This window comes from Cucumibacter marinus DSM 18995, from assembly GCF_000429865.1.
Taxonomy (GTDB): domain Bacteria; phylum Pseudomonadota; class Alphaproteobacteria; order Rhizobiales; family Devosiaceae; genus Cucumibacter; species Cucumibacter marinus.
In genome coordinates this window covers 339,307-357,682 of record NZ_KE386977.1, presented here as the reverse complement: position 1 = coordinate 357,682, position 18,376 = coordinate 339,307, and the positions used below count along the sequence as shown (strand labels likewise).

Here is an 18,376-nt window from a genome sequence, read left to right as displayed (position 1 = left end):
CGAATTCATCGATCAGTCGATGAAGAAGTTGAAGCCGGCCGTGACGGTGTGGTCGGTCAGGTGGATGGTGGGGTCGGTGCCGCCGCCGCTCCACTCATAGACCTGCTCGCCGAGGTCGGTGTAGCGGTACTGCACGTCGAGAGCCAGGTTTTCGGAGACCTTGATCTGGGCGCCACCACCAAGGGTGTAGCCGGTGTGTGTCGCAGTCGCCGTGTTGTTCGGGCCGCCCCAGGTGCTGGTGCGGGTCGCGGTTGCGAAGGCGATACCGCCGGTCACGTAAGGCATGATGTTGCCGCCATCGTAGCCGAGCACGCCGCGCACGGCACCCTGGGAGTCGATGGTGTGGGTGGAGGTGAGGCCGCCGGTATAGGTGCCGGTCATGTTGGTCCAGGCGAAGTCAACGGCCAGACCGCCAATGATGACATCGGAGAGGTAGAAATTGGCACCGCCGGTCACACCCAGAATGGTGCCCGACAGATCGATGTCGTTGGTAGCCGGACCAGAAACATGGTCGGCAAGGCCGGAACCGATGCCGCCAAAGGCACCGATATAGATGCCGTCCCAGTCGCCCGAGACAGCCTCGACGACTTCGGGCACTTCCGGAGCCACATAAAGGTCGGCGGCGAGCGCAGAACCGGTCATCGACAGCATGGCGATCGCGGAAACCGCCAGGGTGGTCTTGTTGAACATGTACGTCCCTCTTTTTGCGTTCAATTTGAACAGGATGGCCGTTGCATAGGCCCGGTTTCGGCTGCTGGCGACCGCAAAGTGAACAACATGTTAAATTTCGTCACGGGGTTGATCCGATTCCAGGGGCATGTTGCCGGTTTGCAACAAGGCTTGAGCGCAATTAATCAATATAGGTCAAGTAGTTACGCGATCGGTTAAGTTTCCGCACGGGTGGATGCGAAGGCCGATTCGGCCGTGAACAGTTTGTGATCGGGATTTGTCTTCTCTTTGCCGCAACCGGTGGATAGTGAACGGGCATGTTCCGCGCGCTCATCTCCATCGTGATCGGGTTTGCACTGATTGCCGGTGCCATCGCCCATGCCCAGGCTTCCGCCGGCAAGATGGCCGACTGGCGTGCCGCGGCCGAGCGCGCGCAAAGCTATGGCGATTGCATCCCTTACGTGACCGAAATCGCCCCGATACCCGCTGCCCGCATCTGCCTGGCAGCGGCGGGGCAAGGCAAACTGCCCCATCGCTGTCCGGTCGATATCGCTGCACCCGTCTCGGCACGGATCGACATGCCGGGGCAGCCGCGCATGAGGGGATGGGCAGCGATCACAACCCGGCCTCTCGCATGGACAGAGGCGCCGCCTTCGCCGCCGCCCTGCCGCGCCTGACGCCGCCGGCGCGATAGCGCCCCCATCTTCCTGATTTCCATGCAACGGCCCGCCGGAAAAGGCTGGCTGCATTCAAGGCATTCGAAAAATGACCAAAGTTACTCTCTCCCGCCGGGGTGTTCTGGCCGGGGCTGCAAGCGCCGCTGCCCTTGGCGTGTTCCCCGCGCCTGCACTGGCCGCGCGCTCGCGCTACCAGGAAACGCTCGACATGTACCGCAAGATGTATCGGGCGATGCCCGAAGAGCGTTTTCCCATCGCGGCGGTCGATCCGCTTTCGATCGAATCGGAGCTCTTGCGCAATTTCACCCAGATCGAGACCCGGGAGCGCCCCGGCACGGTGATCGTCGATACCGGCACGCGCCGGCTCTATCTGGTGCTCCCCGAAGGCCGGGCGGTGCGCTATGGCATCGGGGTGGGCCGTGCCGGGTTTGAATGGAAGGGCCGTGCGGTCATCCAGTACAAGCGCGAATGGCCGACCTGGACGCCGCCCGCCGAGATGATCGAGCGCCAGCCCGAACTCGAGCCCTGGCGCAACGGCATGCCGCCGGGCATCGACAATCCGCTTGGCGCCCGCGCTCTTTATATCTTCAGGAACGGGCGGGACACGCTCTATCGCCTGCATGGCACCAATGAGCCGAAATCGATCGGCCTGGCGATTTCGAGCGGCTGCGTGCGCCTGATCCAGCAGGACGTGATCGACCTCTATAACCGTGTGCCGGATGGCAGCCCGATCGTCGTGATCTGATCAGACGCCTGCCTCAGGCCGGAATGGCTGCGGGTGCCGGTTGCGCTGAATAGTTGCGCTTCTCGTGCTCGATCAGCCATTTCTTGCGCCAGAGTCCGCCGCCATAGCCGGTCAGGGAACCGTCGGACCCGATCACCCGGTGACAGGGGATGACGATGGCGATCTGGTTGGCGCCATTGGCCCGGGCCACGGCGCGGGTTGCGCTGGGCCGGTCAATGCTCCGGGCGAGGTCGAGATAACTCCAGGTCTCGCCCGGCGGAATGGTGAGGAGTTGATCCCAGACTGACCGGGTGAAAGCCGAACCATGGAGCGCGAGAGGCGTTTCAAAGCGCGCTGACCGGCCCTCGAAATAGGCTTCGAGCTCGGCTTCAATGCGATCCATCGGGGCCGCGCGGCCAAAGCCGATGGCGGTGCGCCCGTCAGCCTGAAGACGCTTGAGTTCACCCGGCAGCCCCTTGCGATCGTTGAATTCGAGCAGGTGCAGATGGGTGTTGTCGGCGATGGCCAGCAAGGCGCCGATCGGGGTTTCGATCCAGTCAGCCTTGAGCCAGACGCGGGTACGCGCCGATTTCGGCGCTTCGCCGATCAGCCGGTTGACGGCGGCGCGGAAGCCGCTGCCTGAATCGAAACCTGCCTCCAGTTGTGCCTCGATGACGGGCACTCCGGCGGCGAGCTGGTCGGCGGCAAGGCCAAGACGTCTCAGCCGCGCCATGTCGAGAAAGGTAATCCCGAGATGGCGTTTGAAGGCGCGGCGGACTGTGGAGGGATCGAGTCCCATGGCGATGATATCATCCTCCCGCCACCGGCGGGCAGGGTCGGCTTCGAGCGCCTCGGTGAGCGTTTTCACGATATCGCTCATCTCCCCGGTTCGGGCCAGTGGCTTGCAGCGCTTGCAGGGGCGGAACCCCGCCTCCAGGCACTCGGCAACCGTGGCGTAGAACTGGGTGTTCTCGCGTTTGGGGTTTCGTGCCGGACAGGTCAGCCGACAGAAGATGCCGGTGGTGGTGACCCCGACATAAGCCAGTCCGTCATATGACGGATCTCGGGCCTCAAGGGCGGCGTAAAGCGTGTCGTGGTCGGGCAAGGAAAACAGCATCATGGGCAAAGCCTAGCGCATGCGCCGGCGCCATGCCGCCAAAAAACGGGCATCTATGTGCGGGATGGATCGCGCCGCCCGAATAAGGCAAAACAGCAGCCGGGGAGCAAGGAGGATGCCTCATGCACGTGTCAGTCGGCCGGTTTGTCGGGGCATTGATCCTGGTTTGGGTGCAGCTACAGTCAGGAGGGGGCAATGCGGCCGAGATCAGGGTCGATGCCGGCCTTGTCGACAGGCTGGCGGCGCTGAGCGGTGTGTTTGATGCCTCGCCGGCAATCCGGGACAGCGCGTCAGAGCCGTTAGACGAGGCGACCGGCTGGCCGGTTTCTGCGATCTCGGTGACCGGGGTGATCGAGCCTGGTGATGCCGAGAAACTCGAGGCAGTGCTGGCTGACTACAACCAGTTCTTTGCCGGCATCGTCTTCGACAGTCCCGGCGGCAGTTTTGTCGAAGGCATCAAGATGGGGCGGGTCATCCGTTACGCGCTCAATAGTCAGGACCCCAATCTTGCCGGCGTCTATGTGTTGAAGGGGCAGCGCTGCATGTCGGCCTGCGCCCTGGCATTTGCCGGATCCTTCGATGTCAGGGGTGACACCCGCTATGTCGAACAGGGCGCGCGGCTGGGTTTCCATATGGGGCAGCTCGACGCGGAGACGTCGCGTCAGTCGGCAGAGGTGGGTGAGGTGCTCTCGCTCGCCTATGACATCGTTGCCGAATACGCGACGATCCTGGAGGGTGGCGCGAGCCCTGTCGCGCTGTTGCAGGAAGCGCTCAAACACCGCGATGCCGAGTCATTCTACACTCTGCAAGGCGATATCGAGACCCTGCAAATGGGGTTCACCCCGGTGGCCTCGGACTGGGCCGCTAAGGCGTGGCCTGGTGAGGGGATCGATCAGGCGGTCGCAGACAGGATTTGCGATCTGGTTCAAACCACGGCACCGGGTTTCGATCTGATCACCTGGGAATACGGGCGGTTCCACAGCGATCCGGACACCGGGTTCGACCGGTTCGGTCTGCCCGATGGCAATGGCTCGTTCACCAGGAGAAACAATGGCGATATGAGCTGTCAATTGACCTTTCAGGCCGACGGGACGGTGCTTGTGGGGATATCGGAAACCGAGCCCCCCTGCTCGGTGCCCCGGCAGGAGACATTCGATGTCCACTGGTGCCCGACACGGGAGGTTACCGAAGGTACCGTCGTGACCAGGGGGTTGTTCGCCGAGGCGATGGGGTGTTCCAGGGGCGTGCTGCGTGATGCCGGCAGTCGCGCTGGAACCATCAAGACGGCGGTCAATCTGCGCGATGAACCCGGTCTTGACGGTGACGTTGTCACCGTGCTGGAGGCGAGCGAAGAAGTCGAACTGATCGCCTGCCGGGCCGGGCCTGGCCCGGAAGGGTTGTGGTTTGCCGTCCGGTCAGGTGGAGGGGAAGGCTGGGTCAGTGCGCGTTTTGTTTACGAACCAACCTATCTGCAGCCTTCCATCCTGCGGTTCACTTTGGAATAGGCGCTTGAAGGAGACGCGGATCAGGCGATCCGCTCACCGGTATCGGCTGCTTGCCGTCCGAGTGGCGCTGGTGAGGCGGTACGTTATTTTGGGGGTGCCGACGTTGCCTTGAGTGCGCGGCTCTCACGGTATTCTTGCCTCTGAAAGGTCAAATGGACCTTCCGATTGATCAGCAATCCAATGGCTTTGGAATGGTGGAGCCGAGGGGAATCGAACCCCTGACCTCGTCATTGCGAACGACGCGCTCTCCCAACTGAGCTACGGCCCCGGACCAGTGCGGTGTATAGGCCAAGGGCGCGGTCGAGGCAATGGGGTTTTGGGGTCGCGGGCGCTGTGTCAATCGCGGTGACGGGTCAGTGCGCGACGGGTTCGATGAGGTCCCATTTCTGGCCGTAGAGATCCTCGAATACGGCAACGGTTCCATAGGCTTCGTGGCGCGGTTGTTCGAGGAATTTGATGCCGCGCGCGGCCATCGCCGCATGGTCGCGGGCGAAATCTTCGGTCTCGAGAAACAGGAAAACCCGGCCCCCGGCCTGGGCGCTGATCGCGGCTTTCTGGTCCGGTGTGTCGGCGCGGGCCAGCAGCAGCGCTGTGCCGCCGCCCGGTGGGGCGACACGCACCCAACGCTTCGTTCCGCCAAGGGGCGTATCTTCGAGCAAGGCGAAGCCGAGCGTCGAGGTGAACCAGGCCAGGGCTTCGTCATAGTCGGCGACGATATAGGTGAGATGCGCGATGCGGCTCATGGTCTGCGCGCCTACCACAGGGATTTCGCGGCCCGCCCGGGCCATTCGCGGTCATAAGCCTCACCGCCGAGCCGGCCCTTTGTGATTTCGGCCAGCATGTCCCCGGCGCTGGGCAGGTCGGCATCGTTGACCCGCGCGGCGGGATCCCAGAGACCGGCGCGGATGATGGCTCGCGCGCACTGGAAGTAGACGGTTTCGACCTCCAGAACGATGACGCTGCGGGGTGGCTTGCCGTCGATGGCGAAGCTGTCGCATCGCGACGGATCGGTACTCAGATGTGCGCGGCCATTGACGCGCAGGCAATTGCCGGCACCCGGGATCAGGAACAAAAAGGCGCAACGCGGGTCGCGCACGATGTTCCGCAAACTGTCGACGCGGTTATTCCCGCGCCGGTCGGGCATCATCAGGGTGCGCTCGTTGTGCACCCGGACAAAGCCGGGGCGGTCGCCGCGCGGCGAACAGTCGATGCCCTCAGGGCCGACCGTTGCCAGTGCCACAAATGGTGAAACCTCGACATAACGTCGATAGGAGGGGATCAGACAGTCCGCCTCCTTGTCGGTCGAATTGGCATTGGGCGTGCCGTACACGGCTTCGAGCGCCTCGATGGTCGTGATGCGATGCGGCGTGGCTGTATCGGTCATTCGGGGACTCTGATGTCACACAAGGAGAGGCGGAGGGCAGGCGCACCCTAACCCAATCCGCCGGGCGGCGGAACGCCGGGATGCGCATCAGCGTGCCTGGAACACAAAACAGTCCGGGCCCTGCCGGATGGAAGGGGAGCCGGCGGCCCGCATGCCCCCTCCGTCCCCGGCGGAAATTTAACCAACTGATTGACATCAGGCCGCTTTGTTCTTGTAAATAAATGACCGGTTAGTTATTAACGAATGAACGGGCACCGGCCGACCGGTTGTTTTGCCTCTGTGGTGAAGGCCGGGTCTGCCGGTCCGGCAAGCTTCAAGACCAGCAAGGCCAAGACCAGCAGGGCCAACACCAGCAAAGGCCGACCGAAAAGATCGAGAGCGCAAGACATGGCCGACAGCAAACGACAGCCGAAATTCAGAAGACGGGCCGAAGCACGGCCCGATGAAGTGCTGGACGCGGCGCTCGACCTGTTCATCGAAAAGGGTTTTGCCGCGACAAGGGTCGCCGACATCGCGGCGCGGGCGGGCCTCTCCAAGGGTGCGGTCTATCTCTATTTCGAGTCCAAGGAGGCGGTGCTCGAAGCGCTGGTACGCCGTGCGCTGGCGCCGATTGCCGAGCAGATGAGCCTGCTTTCGCACGCTGAGGACGCGCATCCGCGTGCTGCCATCGAGATGCTTTTGCGGCTGATTGCCGGGCGCGCGATGGACCCCAAGGTTGCCGCGGTTCCGAAGATCATCATGGCCGAGGTCGGCAATTTCCCGGCGCTGGCCAAGCTCTATCGCCGCCAGGTGCTCGATATGGCGATGCCAGTGGTGACGGGGCTGATCGAGCGCGGCGTGAAGATGGGTGTGTTTCGCCCGGTCGATCCCGAATTCACCCTGCGCTCGGTGATCGGGCCGGTGATCGCTCATGTCCTGCTGCACCAGATTTTTGGAATCGGGGAGGGGCTGGATGCCCATCTCGACCGGTTCATCGACAATCATATCGACGTGCTCATGAACGGGCTCGCCGCATCCGGGGGATCCGCCAATGGATGATTTCCTCGCCTGGCTGACCGGGCTGGTGCTGGCCTTCGTACCCGGACATGACGCGGGGCCGCCGCGCTATCTTGGCTATCTTGAAGCCGATCTCGTCGAGATCGCCGCCGAACAGCCCGGACGGCTCGAAGAAGTCCTGGTCGCCGAAGGCGAACCGGTCGATGCCGGCCATTTGCTGTTCGTGCTCGAGGACGAAGTACAGACGGCGACGCTGGCGGCGGCGGAGGCCCGGGTGAAGGCGGCGGAAGCGAGCCTTGAAAACCAGATGAGCGGCGGGCGCGAAGAAGAGCTGGCCGTGACCCGGCAGGCGCTTGAACGAGCGCGCACCGACATGCAGCTGGCCCAGCAGAATTTCGACCGCACGGCCAAATTGTTCGAAGACGGGCTGGTGCCGCGGGCGCGGCGCGACCAGGACGAAGCGGCTCTCTCGGCGGCGAGGGCCCGTGTTGCCGAAACCGAAGCTCAATTGGCCGTCGCGCAGCTGCCGGCCCGTTCGGCGATGATCGAGGCAGCGCGGGCCGAAGTGCAAGTGGCGCGGGCAGAGCGCGAACGGCAGGCCTTGCTGCTCGATCAGCGGCGCGGCAAAGCGAAGGCTTCGGCGATCGTCGACCGGGTCAATTTCGAGGCCGGTGAAGTGGTGGGCAGCGGCCAGCCGGTGGTGGCGCTCTATGAACCCGATCGGTTGGAGGCCCGGTTTTTCGTGCCCGAACCGGTTAGGGCCACGTTCTCGCCAGGGACACCGGTGATCGTGGAATGCGACGGGTGCGGCGACGGGCTGACCGCCGTTGTCACGCGGATTGCGAACGAAGCGCAGCATACCCCGCCCGTGATCTATTCGCGCGAGGAACGGGCGGATCTCGTCTATCTGGTCAAGGCGCGCTTTCCCGAGGCGCCGGATCTGAGGCCCGGCCAGCCGGTGAGCGTGGGTCTGCTGCCGTGACCGAACAAAAGCCTGCCGTGACCGAAGAAAAGCCGATTGCCGATGAGGGCCACGCGCAGGGGGCCGAGCCTGTCATCCGGGTCGAGGGGCTGACCAAGAGCTTTGGCGACAAGACCGTCGTTGACGGGTTCGACATGAGCGTGCCGCGCGGCGCGATCTACGGGTTTCTCGGGCCGAACGGGTCAGGCAAGACGACAACCATACGCATGATGTGCGGGCTGTTGACGCCGAATGGCGGCAGCGGGACATGCCTTGGCTTCGACATCGTCAAACAGTCGCGGCAGATCAAGGAGCGGGTCGGGTATATGACCCAGCGCTTCTCGCTTTATGAAGACCTGACGATCCGCGAGAATCTCGATTTCATGGCGCGCATGTACCGGCTCGACAAGCGCCGGCAGCGGGTCGATGCGGCGCTCGAGGATCTGGGGCTCAAGGACCGGTCCCATCAATTGGCCGGGCAATTGTCGGGCGGCTGGAAGCAGCGGCTGGCGCTCGGCGCGGCGATGCTGCACGAGCCAGACCTGTTGTTGCTCGACGAGCCGACGGCGGGGGTCGACCCCAAGGCGCGGCGCGACTTCTGGGACGAGATACACCGGCTGTCCGACCGCGGGGTCACGGTGCTGGTTTCCACCCACTATATGGATGAGGCGGTGCAGTGCGATTACATCGCCTATATCGCCTATGGCAAAAAGCTGATCGATGCGCCTGCCGCCAAGATCCCGGAGCAAGTCGGGCTGATCACCTATCGGGTCGAGGGCGATCACCTGGTGGAGCTTTCGCGCGAACTGGATGGCAAGCCGGGGGTCGAGCAGATCGCGCGCTTCGGTTCGGCGCTTCATATCTCCGGGATGGACGAAACCGAGCTCGAGGCAGCCATTGCGCCTTATCGGAACCGCGAAGGGGTGACCTGGCAGCGGCAACGGGCGGGCCTCGAAGAGGTGTTCATCCACCTCATGGCGCAGAGCTTTGACAACTTCGCTGCGCCGGGAGCAAAGCCCGGAGAAAGCCCATGATCTCGCTGTCACGCTTTCTGGCCGTCCTGACCAAGGAATTCATCCAGATGCGGCGGGACCGGCTGACCTTTGCGATGATGATCGGCATTCCGATCATGCAGCTCATTCTTTTCGGCTATGCCATCAATACCAATCCGCGCCATCTGCCCACGCTGGTGATGATGGGAGATGCCGGACCGGTCAGCCGGGCAGTGCTGTCCGGCATGAAGAACTCGTCCTATTTCGATTTTCTCGGCACGGTGAGCGGGCCGGAAGAGGCCGATCAGGCCCTTCGCAGCGGCGAAGCGCTGTTTGTCATTTCCATCCCGGCCGGCTTCGAACGGCGCGTGGTGCGCGGCGACCGGCCTGATCTGTTGCTCACTGCCGATGCCTCGGATCCGACGGCCGCCGGCGGGGCGGTCGGCGCACTCAATGCGATCGTCTCCCAGGCAGTCGGCGAAACCCTGACCGGGCCTCTTGCCGGGCTGGCGCAAGGGCCCCCGCCCTTTTCGATCACGGTGCACCGGGCGTTCAACCCGGCCGGGGAGACGGCAACCAATATCGTGCCGGGTCTTCTGGCGATCATCCTGTCGATGACCATGGTCATGATCACCGCCGTTGCCATCGTCAAGGAGACCGAGCGCGGCACAATGGAGACCCTGATCTCGACGCCCGTGCGCCCGCTCGAGGTGATGGTGGGCAAGATCCTGCCCTATGTGCTGGTCGGCTATGTGCAGACCGGGGTGTTCCTGTTCGCGGCAAGGCTGTTGTTTGACGTGCCGTTCGACGGGGCGGTGATGGCGTTCTTCTGGGGGTTCAACCTGTTCGTCATCGTCAATCTGGCGTTGGGGTTCCTGATCTCGACGGCGGTGCGGTCCCAGATGCAGGCGATGCAGCTTTCATTCTTCACGCTGCTGCCCTCGATCCTGCTGTCAGGGTTCATGTTTCCGTTTTCCGGCATGCCCGGCTGGGCGCAAGCCGTCGGCACGGCGCTGCCGGCAACCCATTTTTTGAGGATCACGCGAAAGGTGATGCTCAAGGGCGCCGGCATGGGCGATATCGGCGGGGAGATGCTCGCGCTCGGCATCATCCTCGCCGTCATTACCTTCATTGCGCTGATGCGCTACCGGCAGACCCTCGATTAATCAGCGGCGGGTGCGGAAGGTGGCGTCAGGCCGCCTTCTTCTGCTCTGCCAGAAGTCCTTGATCGATGATTGTTTTTGCTGTGGCAATCACTGCTTCGTCGGCGGGGATCAGCTTGCGGTTGATCAGCGCCTCGGCATCGGTTGATTCAACGACCTTGAACGTGCCCAGCTCACCGAGAATGCCTTTGATGTCGGCGTTGAAATTGGCATAGAGCTTCACCGCCCAGTCCGGCAGGGTGAATTTGGGCAGTTTGCCCCGATATTGCGGGAACGCGGTCGCGAGGGTTTCGGCCATGCGCTTCATCCAGATGGTTTCCGCCGAGACCGGATAGCGGTGGCCGCCGGCTTCGGGCGTTTCCATGGCCGCCACGTGCACTGCGGCAACGTCTCGGACATCGACAACGCCCATCGCGAAGCGCGGCACCGCCGGGTACTGTCCCTTGAGAACGTCCACGATGATTGCGCCCGATGTGCCGGGGTCGGTGTCGAGCAGCGGGCCGAAGATGCCGGTGGGATTGACGGTCGCGATGTCGTTGCGGCGCCCGGCGGCCTCGGCAATCTCCCAGGCCCGGCGTTCGGCCAGCGTCTTGGACTTCACATAAGCGGTGACATCGCCACCCTCGGTGTTGGTCCAGTCATTGGCGGTGAAGGGAGCCTTGCGGTCCCTTGAATGGCCATACATCACAGCCGCCGCGGAAGAAGTGATGATCACCCGCTCGACATCGGCACTGAAGGCGGCGTTGAGCGCCCGCTCCGTGCCTTCGACGGCGGGGCGGATCAGCTCCATCTCATCGTCCGGCATCGAGGTGACGAAAGGCGAGGCGATGTGCTGGACATAGCGGCAGTCCTTTACGGCCTCGTCCCAGCCCTTGTCGCTCAAAAGGTCAAGCTCGATGAATTCGAGCTTGTCGACGGGCGCGCCGTGGCGGGCGAGCGTGTCGCGGACATGATCGGCCTTTTTCATCGACCGCAGGCTGCCACGCACGGCGTAACCGCGCTTGAGCAGATCAAGGGCGACATGGCCGCCGACGAAGCCGGTTATACCGGTGACAAGAACACGATCCGACATGATAATCTCCTCTGAGAGGCGGGTTGCATTCGCGTTGAATTGAACGATATATACGTGTATCGTTCATTTCGTTCAATAGCGGCGAGGAGTTTTTTGTGTCGACCGACGTCAGACCGGCACCGGCAAGGAAGCGGGACAAGCGCAGCGCCATCATCGAGGCGGCGCAATTCCTGTTTTTGCGGCAGGGGTTTGCGGGCACGACCATGGAGGCGATCGCGCGTGAGGCGCATGTCGCCAAGCCGACGCTTTATGCTCATTTTCCCGATAAAGATGCCGTGTTCGACGGGGTGGCAAGCAACATGCTGGCTACCATGCGCCAGCTCGTGGTGGAGACCATGGACACCGACGGATCGGCTGCGGAAGTGATCGCGCGGGCGCTGGCGGCCAAATACGCAATGATGAATTCGGTCCTGTTCCAGTCGCCCTTTGCCGAAGAACTGATGGGCGAGCAGAGCCGGCGGTCGGGCACACAGGTCGCCGGGCTCGAAGCCGAGATCGAAGCGATGTTCACCGCGCGGCTCGCGTCGGAAGGTTATGACCAGCCCGGCCTGCTGGCCCGCACGGCCATCGGCGCCGCCGGGGGCATTGCCAGCCGCTTCGGGGTTTCGCCGGAAGCCGGCGATGCCATCCAGCTAGGGGTGCGCAAGATTCTGGTCAGGGAGGGTGGATGATGGCGGGGGACGACGTGATCTGGGGGGCGGCGGTGCCGGCTCTTCCGGTTTCCGATCTGGAGCGGGCGATCGGTTTTTATGAGTCCCGGCTCGGCATGACGGCGCTGCACCGGGAACCGCGCATTGCGATCCTCGGCCGCGATCGCGTCGAGATCCATTTGTGGCTCGCCGGTGATGAGAGATGGCGGGGCCGGGCGGATAACCCGGTTCAATCCGGTGCCGAAAGCTTCATTGCCGGGACGGCGAGCTGCCGGGTGCTGGTGCACGCCATCGATGCGTTTCACGCATCGGTTGACCCGGCCATTATCCATCCCAATGGCCCGCTTGCGGACAAGGATTACGGCATGCGCGAATTTGCGGTGCTCGATCCGGACGGGAATCTGGTGACGTTCTTTGCCCCGCTGCCGTCGGGCGAATGATCAGGCAGAAGCGTTTTGTTCGAGCGATTGCGCGGCTTCGAACGCCAGATCGTTGAGCCCGTCGCCGCCGGTTTTCAGATAGTCGCTCAACGCCACCCGCATGCGCGGATCCCAGAATTTGACGATATGGTCGGCAATCCCGGCGACCGCTTCGTCATGGGGGTAGGCGGCAAAGAAATCGGAAATCTGGTTGGCCATGCGGACAAGTTCACCGGCATTCATGGTCCGGGGGCTCCTTCAAAGATCATCAGTTCGTCGCCCGACCGGGCGGCTACGCTCAGCCCGGCCTGCCTGGCGCGCACGAGCGCCAGATCGGAAGGGGCGGAAATCGAGGCGACAAGCGGCACGCCAATCCGCGCGGCCTTGGTCGCCATTTCAACACTCAGCCGGCTCGACAACAGGATGAAGCCGGCTTCGGGGTCAAGCCCGGCTCGGGCCAAGGCGCCGGCCAGCTTGTCGAGGGCGTTGTGCCGGCCGATATCCTCGCGCACCAGTTCGATGCGTCCGTCGCGGGCGCAAAAGGCGGCAGCATGGGTCGAGCGGTTCTCGGCATTCATCGGCTGGTGAGCGGGCAGCGCGGCCATCGCGTCAAGGATCGCAGCGGGTTCGGGCCGGACGCCGGCAACCTTTGGCAGGCGGGGCAGGGCGGCCTCGATGGTCTGCGCCCCGCAGATGCCGCAGGCCGAACCGGCAAGGATCGAGCGCCGCCGGTCACCGGCATTGGCGACCTTGTCGGCGGCCATGATGACATTGACGAGGTGCCCGTCCCGGGTTCGTTCGAGCCGGACCGCCTCGATGTCCGTCTTCGATGTGGCAATCCCCTCGGTCAGCGAAAACCCAAGCGCGAAGTCTTCAAGGTCTGCCGGGGTGAGCATCATCACCCCGAACTGTTCGCCATTGTACAAAAGCGCGACCGGCCGTTCCGCGGGCACCGCCCATTGCGCCGGCTGACGGGTGCCATCGCGCGAGACGCGATGGCCCGCGGCCATTGGCGAGTAACCGGTCGGTCCCGATTTATCCGCCGGGGCGGCCATTACTCGGCAGCCGGTAGGCCGACCACATAATTGTCCTCGCGGCGGCGTTCATGGTCTTCCTGCCAGCGAGAAGGCTCGTTGGCCGGCCGGACTTCGACGGCTGTCACCTTGTATTCAGGGCAGTTTGTGGCCCAGTCCGAATAGTCGGTGGTGATGACGTTGGCGCCCGATTCCGGGTGATGGAAGGTCGTGTAGATCACGCCTTGCGGCACCCGGTCGGTGACCAAGGCGGTCAGTGTCGTGGCGCCCATGCGCGACTGCACCGAGACGCGCGTTCCGGTGCGGATGCCCCTGGTTTCGGCGTCGTGGGGATGGATCTCCAGCGTGTCTTCGTCATGCCAGCGCGAGTTCTCGGTTCGGCGGGTCTGGGCGCCGACATTATACTGGCTCAGGATCCGCCCGGTCGTGAGAATGAGCGGATAGCGGCGGTTGGCGCGCTCCTCGGTCGGCACATATTCGGTGATCATGAACCGGCCCTTGCCGCGCACGAAGCCGCCGACATGCATGATCGGGGTGCCGTCGGGTGCGGCATCGTTGACCGGCCATTGCAAGGAGCCGTCGCGATCGAGCCGCTCGAAGGACACGCCCTTGAAGGTCGGGGTCAGCCGGGCGATTTCGTCCATGATATCGGCGGCGGTTTCCCAGCCCATTTCATAGCCCATCGCCCGTGCGAGCCTTGCCACGGTTTCCCATTCGGAGAGGCCGTTGGCTTCCGGCAGGACCGGGCGCACGCGGTTGATGCGGCGTTCGGCATTGGTGAAGGTGCCGTCCTTCTCAAGGAAGGAGGTGCCGGGCAAAAAGACATGGGCAAAGGCCGCGGTCTCGTTGAGGAACAGGTCCTGCACGACAAGGCATTCAAGGCTCGAAAGCGCCTCGGTCACATGCTGGGTATTGGGGTCGGACTGGGCGATGTCCTCGCCCTGGACGAACAGCCCGAGGAAGGACCCATCGATGGCGGCCGAGAACATGTTGGGAATGCGCAGGCCAGGCTCGTCATTGAGGGCGACGCCCCAATCGCTTTCGAACAGCTGGCGGGCACCGTCGTCGGAGATGTGGCGATAGCCGGAAAGCTCATGCGGGAAGGAGCCCATGTCGCAGGAGCCCTGGACATTGTTCTGACCGCGCAGCGGGTTCACCCCGACGCCTTCGCGCCCGATATTGCCGGTCAGCATGGCGAGATTCGCCATGGCCATGACCATGGTCGAGCCCTGCGAATGCTCGGTCACCCCGAGCCCGTAATAGATCGCGCCATTGGGCGCCGACCCATAGGCCCGGGCGGCCGCGCGAATGGTTTCGGCGTCGACGCCGATGGTCTCAGCCAGCGCCTCGGGAGAATTACGCTCTTCGGCGATGAAGGCCTTCCAGCGTTCGAAATCCTTGTCCTCGCAGCGTTCGGCGATGAAGGTGTCGTCGGCCAGGCCCTCGGTGACGATGACATGGGCAAAGGCGTTCATCACCGCGACATTGGTGCCGGGCTGAAGGGGAATGTGCTGGGCCGCCTCGACATGCGGTGAGCGCACCAGGTCGATGCGGCGCGGGTCGACGACGACGATCTGCGCACCCTCGCGCAACCGGCGCTTCATGCGCGAAGCAAAGACAGGATGGGCGTCGGTCGGGTTGGCGCCGATCAGCAGGATCGTGTCGGCCTTTTCGACCGATTTGAAGGTCTGGGTGCCCGCAGAGGTGCCAAACGTGGTCTTGAGGCCGTAGCCGGTTGGGGAATGGCAGACGCGGGCGCAGGTGTCGACATTGTTCGAACCGAAGGCGCCGCGCACCATCTTCTGGACGGCAAAGACCTCTTCATTGGTGCAGCGCGAGGAGGTGATGCCGCCAATCGCCGTTGCACCATGCCTGGCCTTGATCGCGCTGAACTTGTCAGCGGCAAACTGGATCGCCTCGTCCCAGCTTACAGGGCGCCAGGGATCGGTGATCGCATTGCGGATCATCGGGGTGGTGATGCGATCCTTGTGGGTCGCATAGCCGAAGGCGAAGCGGCCCTTGACGCAGCTATGGCCCTCATTGGCGCCGCCCTGTTTGGAGGGCGTCATGCGGATGACTTCATTGCCCTTGAGTTCCGCCTGGAACGAGCAACCGACCCCGCAATAGGCGCAGGTGGTTTCGACCACGCGGTTGGGCACGCCATGCTTGACGATGGCGGTTTCCTCGAGCGTCGCGGTGGGGCAGGCGGCCACGCAGGCGCCGCAGCTCACGCATTCGGACGAGAAGAAATCATCGCTCAGCGTGCCGGCGGAAATCTTCGATTCGAAGCCGCGTCCTTCCATGGTCAGCGCGAATGTGCCCTGGGTCTCCTCGCAGGCGCGAATGCAGCGCGAGCAGGCAATGCATTTCGAAGGATCGAACTGGAAATAGGGGGTGGAATTGTCGACCGGATCGCGGACGTCGGGGGCGAAATGGTTTTCCCCTTCCATGCCGTAGCGCACATCCCTCAGGCCGACCGTGCCGGCCATGTCCTGCAGCTCGCAGTCACCATTGGCGCTACAGGTCAGGCAGTCGAGCGGGTGGTCGGAGATATAAAGCTCCATCACCCCGCGCCTCAGCTTTTCGAGCCTTGCGGTTTCGGTGTGCACCACCATGCCGTCTCTCACAGGCGTCGTGCAGGAGGCGGGTGTGCCCTTCATGCCTTCGATCTCGACCAGGCAGAGCCGGCACGAGCCGAAGGGCTCCAGCGTGTCGGTGGCGCAGAGCTTGGGGATCGGGCGCTCGACCTCGGCGGCGGCGCGCATGACCGAGGAGCCCTCGGGCACGGTCACCTCGACGCCGTCGATGGTGAGGGTGATCAGCTTTTCGGTTTCCTTTTTCGGGGTCCCGAAATCCTTCTGGCGGATCTTGTTCATTGATCCATCCTCCCGATTATTGCGCGGCTGTGCGCCCGGCGCGTTCGAAATCGCCGGGGAACAGCCGGATCGCGGAGCGCACCGGCATGGGGGTCAGTCCCCCCATGGCGCAGAGCGAGCCGTCGGTCATCAGTTCGCAGAGATCCTCGATCAGAACGAGGTTTTCAGCGGCATTATCGCCGCGCATGATCTTCTCGATGGTCTCTCTGCCACGGACCGCGCCCACCCGGCACGGGGTGCACTTGCCGCAGCTCTCGATGGCGCAGAATTCGAAAGCGAACCTCGCCATCTCCATCATGTCGACTGTATCATCAAAGACCACTATTCCGCCATGCCCGAGCATGGCCTGATGTTCGGCCAGAGCCTCATAGTCCATGGGGGTGTCCAGCATCGCCTCGCTGACATAGGCGCCGAGGGGTCCCCCAAGCTGGGCCGTGCGGAAGGGCCGGCCAGATGCCGTGCCGCCGCCGAAATCCTCGATCAGTTCGCGGATCGTCACCCCGAAGGCCTTTTCGACGAGTCCGCCCTGTTTGACATTGCCGGCGATCTGGAAGGGCTGGGTGCCGCGTGAGCGGCCCATGCCGAAATCCTTGTAGTGCGCCGCACCCTCCGCGAGGATCACCGGCACCGTGCCAAAGGACAGGACGTTGTTCACGACTGTCGGCTTGCCGAACAGTCCGGCAATCGCCGGAATCGGCGGCTTGGCTCGAACCTCCCCGCGCAGTCCTTCGAGGCTGTCGAGCATCGAGGATTCTTCGCCGCAGATATAGGCGCCGGCACCACGGCGGACCTTGAGGTCGAAATCGGTCCCCGAGCCCTGAATGTCGGTGCCCAGCCAGCCGGCATCTTCCATGATGGCGATGGCCGCGTTCATGGTGGCGATGGCATCGGGATATTCGGAGCGCAGATAGATGTAGCCTTTGGTCGCGCCAACGGCGCGGGCCGCGATGATCATGCCCTCAATGAGGGTGAAGGGGTCGCCTTCCATCAGCATGCGGTCGGCAAAGGTCCCGCTATCGCCTTCATCGGCGTTGCAGGCAATGTATTTCTCGCCATCCGGCTGGTCGGCGACCGTTCGCCATTTGATGCCGGTGGGAAAGCCCGCCCCGCCCCGACCTCTCAGGCCGGATTCGGTGACTTGCTCGATGATATGATCGGTGGTCATGGCCAGCGCGGCCCTGAGGCCCTTGAGCCCGCCATGGGCTTCATAATCTGCCAGATCGAGCGGGTCGATCAGCCCGACCCGCGCGAAGGTCAGCCGTTCCTGATTGGCGAAATAGGGAACGCTCTCGGTCGGCCCGTGGTGCAGCGCATGGGCACCGCCGGTCACAAAACCGGCATCGAACAGCCCTGCGACATCGTCCTCGCCGACAGGGCCATAAGCGATCCGGCCTTCGGCTGTCTCAACTTCAACAAGCGGCTCGAGCCAGAGCATGCCGCGTGACCCGTTGCGCTTGATGGTGACGGTTTCGCCGCGCAACTCCGCCTCGCGGGCGATGGCGGCAGCCACATCATCGGCGCCTACCGATCTGGCGGCGGCATCGCGCGGGATCCAGACAATTGTCGGGCTTTGGGTCATGACGCAGCCTCCGTAATGGCCTTGTCGAGCCGGTCGGGCGTCACCCGGCCTACAAGCCTGTCATTGACCAGTGCTGCCGGTGACAGGGCGCAATTGCCAAGACAGTAGACCGGTTCGATGGTCACCCCGCCGGCGGAAGTGCCGCCCAGGGTCACCCCGTGCCGGGCGCAGACCTTTTCGATCAGCTCGAGCGCGCCCATCGACTGACAGGCTTCCGCGCGGCAGAGTTTGACCGTTACCGTCCCACCGGGCTGGCGGCGGAAATCGTGATAGAAGCTCATGACGCCATGAACTTCGGCGCGCGAACGATTGATCGCCTGGGCGATATCCGTAAGCGCCGGTTCGGGGATGAACCCGAGTTCGGCCTGGATGTCGTGGAAAATCTCGATCAGCGAGGCGGGGTCGTTGCCGTGCCTCTGGCAGATCGCCTTGACCATGTCGCCGTGGCCTTCGGCGGTAGAGCCAGTCATATAATCTCCGGATGCCGCTGGCGCGTAAGTCTATGTCGCGGTCCGCATATTGCGCGCAATTGGACCCGGTTGCAAATAGCCGGAGCGT

19 protein-coding genes and 1 tRNA gene are annotated in these 18,376 nt (G+C 63.6%); 9 read left to right on the top strand and 11 right to left on the bottom strand.

Features of this window, described 5'->3' with window-relative positions:
• Nucleotides 1-12: 12 nt before the first annotated feature.
• Complete coding sequence (locus tag G489_RS0112540; protein WP_029041827.1) at nucleotides 13-690, bottom strand: outer membrane protein; 678 nt, start codon at nucleotides 688-690, stop codon at nucleotides 13-15.
• A 296-nt stretch (nucleotides 691-986) separates the two neighbouring features.
• Here G489_RS0112540 and G489_RS0112535 point away from each other — a divergent pair, with 296 nt between their 5' ends.
• Nucleotides 987-1,346, top strand: a complete 360-nt coding sequence (locus G489_RS0112535) for a hypothetical protein (RefSeq protein WP_029041826.1) — start codon at nucleotides 987-989, stop codon at nucleotides 1,344-1,346.
• Nucleotides 1,347-1,434: 88 nt separating this feature from the next.
• The gene (locus G489_RS0112530; protein WP_029041825.1) at nucleotides 1,435-2,091 is read left to right on the top strand and encodes a L,D-transpeptidase; all 657 of its coding nucleotides are present in this window, start codon (nucleotides 1,435-1,437) and stop codon (nucleotides 2,089-2,091) included.
• 13 nt (nucleotides 2,092-2,104) lie between these two features.
• Here G489_RS0112530 and G489_RS0112525 read toward each other — a convergent pair whose 3' ends face one another.
• Nucleotides 2,105-3,190, bottom strand: coding sequence for a bifunctional transcriptional activator/DNA repair enzyme AdaA (locus G489_RS0112525; protein WP_051332592.1), 1,086 nt, complete (start codon nucleotides 3,188-3,190; stop codon nucleotides 2,105-2,107).
• 119 nt (nucleotides 3,191-3,309) lie between these two features.
• Here G489_RS0112525 and G489_RS0112520 point away from each other — a divergent pair, with 119 nt between their 5' ends.
• Nucleotides 3,310-4,692, top strand: a complete 1,383-nt coding sequence (locus G489_RS0112520; protein ID WP_029041823.1) for an SH3 domain-containing protein — start codon at nucleotides 3,310-3,312, stop codon at nucleotides 4,690-4,692.
• A gap of 192 nt (nucleotides 4,693-4,884) precedes the next feature.
• On the opposite strand, the gene G489_RS0112515 is transcribed toward G489_RS0112520, so the two are convergent.
• The 3 genes from G489_RS0112515 to G489_RS0112505 form a co-directional block, all read right to left on the bottom strand.
• A tRNA-Ala gene (locus G489_RS0112515) sits at nucleotides 4,885-4,960 on the bottom strand.
• 85 nt (nucleotides 4,961-5,045) lie between these two features.
• On the bottom strand, nucleotides 5,046-5,435 hold the full coding sequence (locus tag G489_RS0112510; RefSeq protein ID WP_029041822.1) for a VOC family protein: 390 nt from the start codon (nucleotides 5,433-5,435) through the stop codon (nucleotides 5,046-5,048).
• An 11-nt stretch (nucleotides 5,436-5,446) separates the two neighbouring features.
• Nucleotides 5,447-6,076 carry a pyridoxamine 5'-phosphate oxidase family protein gene (locus tag G489_RS0112505; RefSeq protein ID WP_029041821.1) on the bottom strand — a complete coding sequence of 210 codons (630 nt, stop codon included), beginning with the start codon at nucleotides 6,074-6,076 and terminating at the stop codon, nucleotides 5,447-5,449.
• A 387-nt stretch (nucleotides 6,077-6,463) separates the two neighbouring features.
• Between G489_RS0112505 and G489_RS0112500 the strand changes: the two genes are divergently transcribed.
• The 4 genes from G489_RS0112500 to G489_RS0112485 are packed head-to-tail and all read left to right on the top strand — an operon-like array spanning nucleotide 6,464 to nucleotide 10,191.
• Nucleotides 6,464-7,114 carry a TetR/AcrR family transcriptional regulator gene (locus tag G489_RS0112500; protein ID WP_029041820.1) on the top strand — a complete coding sequence of 217 codons (651 nt, stop codon included), beginning with the start codon at nucleotides 6,464-6,466 and terminating at the stop codon, nucleotides 7,112-7,114.
• Nucleotides 7,107-8,054 carry an HlyD family secretion protein gene (locus G489_RS20435; protein WP_035872561.1) on the top strand — a complete coding sequence of 316 codons (948 nt, stop codon included), beginning with the start codon at nucleotides 7,107-7,109 and terminating at the stop codon, nucleotides 8,052-8,054. The genes G489_RS0112500 and G489_RS20435 overlap by 8 nt, the downstream gene beginning before the upstream one ends.
• Before the next feature lie 35 nt (nucleotides 8,055-8,089).
• Nucleotides 8,090-9,067, top strand: a complete 978-nt coding sequence (locus tag G489_RS20430; protein WP_051332631.1) for an ABC transporter ATP-binding protein — start codon at nucleotides 8,090-8,092, stop codon at nucleotides 9,065-9,067.
• Complete coding sequence (locus G489_RS0112485) at nucleotides 9,064-10,191, top strand: ABC transporter permease (protein ID WP_029041819.1); 1,128 nt, start codon at nucleotides 9,064-9,066, stop codon at nucleotides 10,189-10,191. Before G489_RS20430 ends, G489_RS0112485 begins: the two co-directional genes overlap by 4 nt.
• Nucleotides 10,192-10,216: 25 nt before the next feature.
• Here the strand turns inward: G489_RS0112485 and G489_RS0112480 are convergent, their stop codons facing one another.
• Complete coding sequence (locus tag G489_RS0112480; protein WP_029041818.1) at nucleotides 10,217-11,260, bottom strand: NAD-dependent epimerase/dehydratase family protein; 1,044 nt, start codon at nucleotides 11,258-11,260, stop codon at nucleotides 10,217-10,219.
• 95 nt (nucleotides 11,261-11,355) lie between these two features.
• Between G489_RS0112480 and G489_RS21940 the strand changes: the two genes are divergently transcribed.
• Nucleotides 11,356-11,931 carry a TetR/AcrR family transcriptional regulator gene (locus G489_RS21940; protein WP_029041817.1) on the top strand — a complete coding sequence of 192 codons (576 nt, stop codon included), beginning with the start codon at nucleotides 11,356-11,358 and terminating at the stop codon, nucleotides 11,929-11,931.
• Nucleotides 11,931-12,350, top strand: a complete 420-nt coding sequence (locus G489_RS0112470; protein ID WP_035872714.1) for a bleomycin resistance protein — start codon at nucleotides 11,931-11,933, stop codon at nucleotides 12,348-12,350. The genes G489_RS21940 and G489_RS0112470 overlap by 1 nt, the downstream gene beginning before the upstream one ends.
• Here G489_RS0112470 and G489_RS0112465 read toward each other — a convergent pair whose 3' ends face one another.
• Genes G489_RS0112465 through G489_RS20420 form a run of 5 tightly spaced genes read right to left on the bottom strand, consistent with a single transcriptional unit; the run spans nucleotide 12,351 to nucleotide 18,288 of the window.
• The gene (locus G489_RS0112465) at nucleotides 12,351-12,572 is read right to left on the bottom strand and encodes a formate dehydrogenase subunit delta (RefSeq protein WP_029041815.1); all 222 of its coding nucleotides are present in this window, start codon (nucleotides 12,570-12,572) and stop codon (nucleotides 12,351-12,353) included. It abuts the gene before it with no gap.
• On the bottom strand, nucleotides 12,569-13,339 hold the full coding sequence (fdhD, locus tag G489_RS0112460) for a formate dehydrogenase accessory sulfurtransferase FdhD (RefSeq protein ID WP_029041814.1): 771 nt from the start codon (nucleotides 13,337-13,339) through the stop codon (nucleotides 12,569-12,571). The genes G489_RS0112465 and fdhD overlap by 4 nt, the downstream gene beginning before the upstream one ends.
• A gap of 44 nt (nucleotides 13,340-13,383) precedes the next feature.
• Entirely contained in the window at nucleotides 13,384-16,239 is a 2,856-nt protein-coding gene (gene fdhF / locus G489_RS0112455; protein WP_029041813.1) for a formate dehydrogenase subunit alpha, read from the bottom strand.
• A 16-nt stretch (nucleotides 16,240-16,255) separates the two neighbouring features.
• Nucleotides 16,256-17,818: a formate dehydrogenase beta subunit gene (locus G489_RS0112450; RefSeq protein WP_029041812.1), complete on the bottom strand. Its 1,563-nt coding sequence runs from the start codon at nucleotides 17,816-17,818 to the stop codon at nucleotides 16,256-16,258.
• Nucleotides 17,815-18,288 carry an NAD(P)H-dependent oxidoreductase subunit E gene (locus G489_RS20420; protein WP_051332591.1) on the bottom strand — a complete coding sequence of 158 codons (474 nt, stop codon included), beginning with the start codon at nucleotides 18,286-18,288 and terminating at the stop codon, nucleotides 17,815-17,817. The genes G489_RS0112450 and G489_RS20420 overlap by 4 nt, the downstream gene beginning before the upstream one ends.
• Nucleotides 18,289-18,376: the final 88 nt, after the last annotated feature.

What these genes read in the sequence shown, in the direction of transcription:
- G489_RS0112540 (WP_029041827.1), bottom strand. Translation starts at nt 690, where the DNA reads ATGTTCAACAAGACCACCCTGGCGGTTTCCGCGATCGCCATGCTGTCG.
- G489_RS0112535 (WP_029041826.1), top strand. Translation starts at nt 987, where the DNA reads ATGTTCCGCGCGCTCATCTCCATCGTGATCGGGTTTGCACTGATTGCC.
- G489_RS0112530 (WP_029041825.1), top strand. Translation starts at nt 1,435, where the DNA reads ATGACCAAAGTTACTCTCTCCCGCCGGGGTGTTCTGGCCGGGGCTGCA.
- G489_RS0112525 (WP_051332592.1), bottom strand. Translation starts at nt 3,190, where the DNA reads ATGATGCTGTTTTCCTTGCCCGACCACGACACGCTTTACGCCGCCCTT.
- G489_RS0112520 (WP_029041823.1), top strand. Translation starts at nt 3,310, where the DNA reads ATGCACGTGTCAGTCGGCCGGTTTGTCGGGGCATTGATCCTGGTTTGG.
- G489_RS0112510 (WP_029041822.1), bottom strand. Translation starts at nt 5,435, where the DNA reads ATGAGCCGCATCGCGCATCTCACCTATATCGTCGCCGACTATGACGAA.
- G489_RS0112505 (WP_029041821.1), bottom strand. Translation starts at nt 6,076, where the DNA reads ATGACCGATACAGCCACGCCGCATCGCATCACGACCATCGAGGCGCTC.
- G489_RS0112500 (WP_029041820.1), top strand. Translation starts at nt 6,464, where the DNA reads ATGGCCGACAGCAAACGACAGCCGAAATTCAGAAGACGGGCCGAAGCA.
- G489_RS20435 (WP_035872561.1), top strand. Translation starts at nt 7,107, where the DNA reads ATGGATGATTTCCTCGCCTGGCTGACCGGGCTGGTGCTGGCCTTCGTA.
- G489_RS0112485 (WP_029041819.1), top strand. Translation starts at nt 9,064, where the DNA reads ATGATCTCGCTGTCACGCTTTCTGGCCGTCCTGACCAAGGAATTCATC.
- G489_RS0112480 (WP_029041818.1), bottom strand. Translation starts at nt 11,260, where the DNA reads ATGTCGGATCGTGTTCTTGTCACCGGTATAACCGGCTTCGTCGGCGGC.
- G489_RS0112470 (WP_035872714.1), top strand. Translation starts at nt 11,931, where the DNA reads ATGGCGGGGGACGACGTGATCTGGGGGGCGGCGGTGCCGGCTCTTCCG.
- G489_RS0112465 (WP_029041815.1), bottom strand. Translation starts at nt 12,572, where the DNA reads ATGAATGCCGGTGAACTTGTCCGCATGGCCAACCAGATTTCCGATTTC.
- fdhD (WP_029041814.1), bottom strand. Translation starts at nt 13,339, where the DNA reads ATGGCCGCGGGCCATCGCGTCTCGCGCGATGGCACCCGTCAGCCGGCG.
- fdhF (WP_029041813.1), bottom strand. Translation starts at nt 16,239, where the DNA reads ATGAACAAGATCCGCCAGAAGGATTTCGGGACCCCGAAAAAGGAAACC.
- G489_RS0112450 (WP_029041812.1), bottom strand. Translation starts at nt 17,818, where the DNA reads ATGACCCAAAGCCCGACAATTGTCTGGATCCCGCGCGATGCCGCCGCC.
- G489_RS20420 (WP_051332591.1), bottom strand. Translation starts at nt 18,288, where the DNA reads ATGACTGGCTCTACCGCCGAAGGCCACGGCGACATGGTCAAGGCGATC.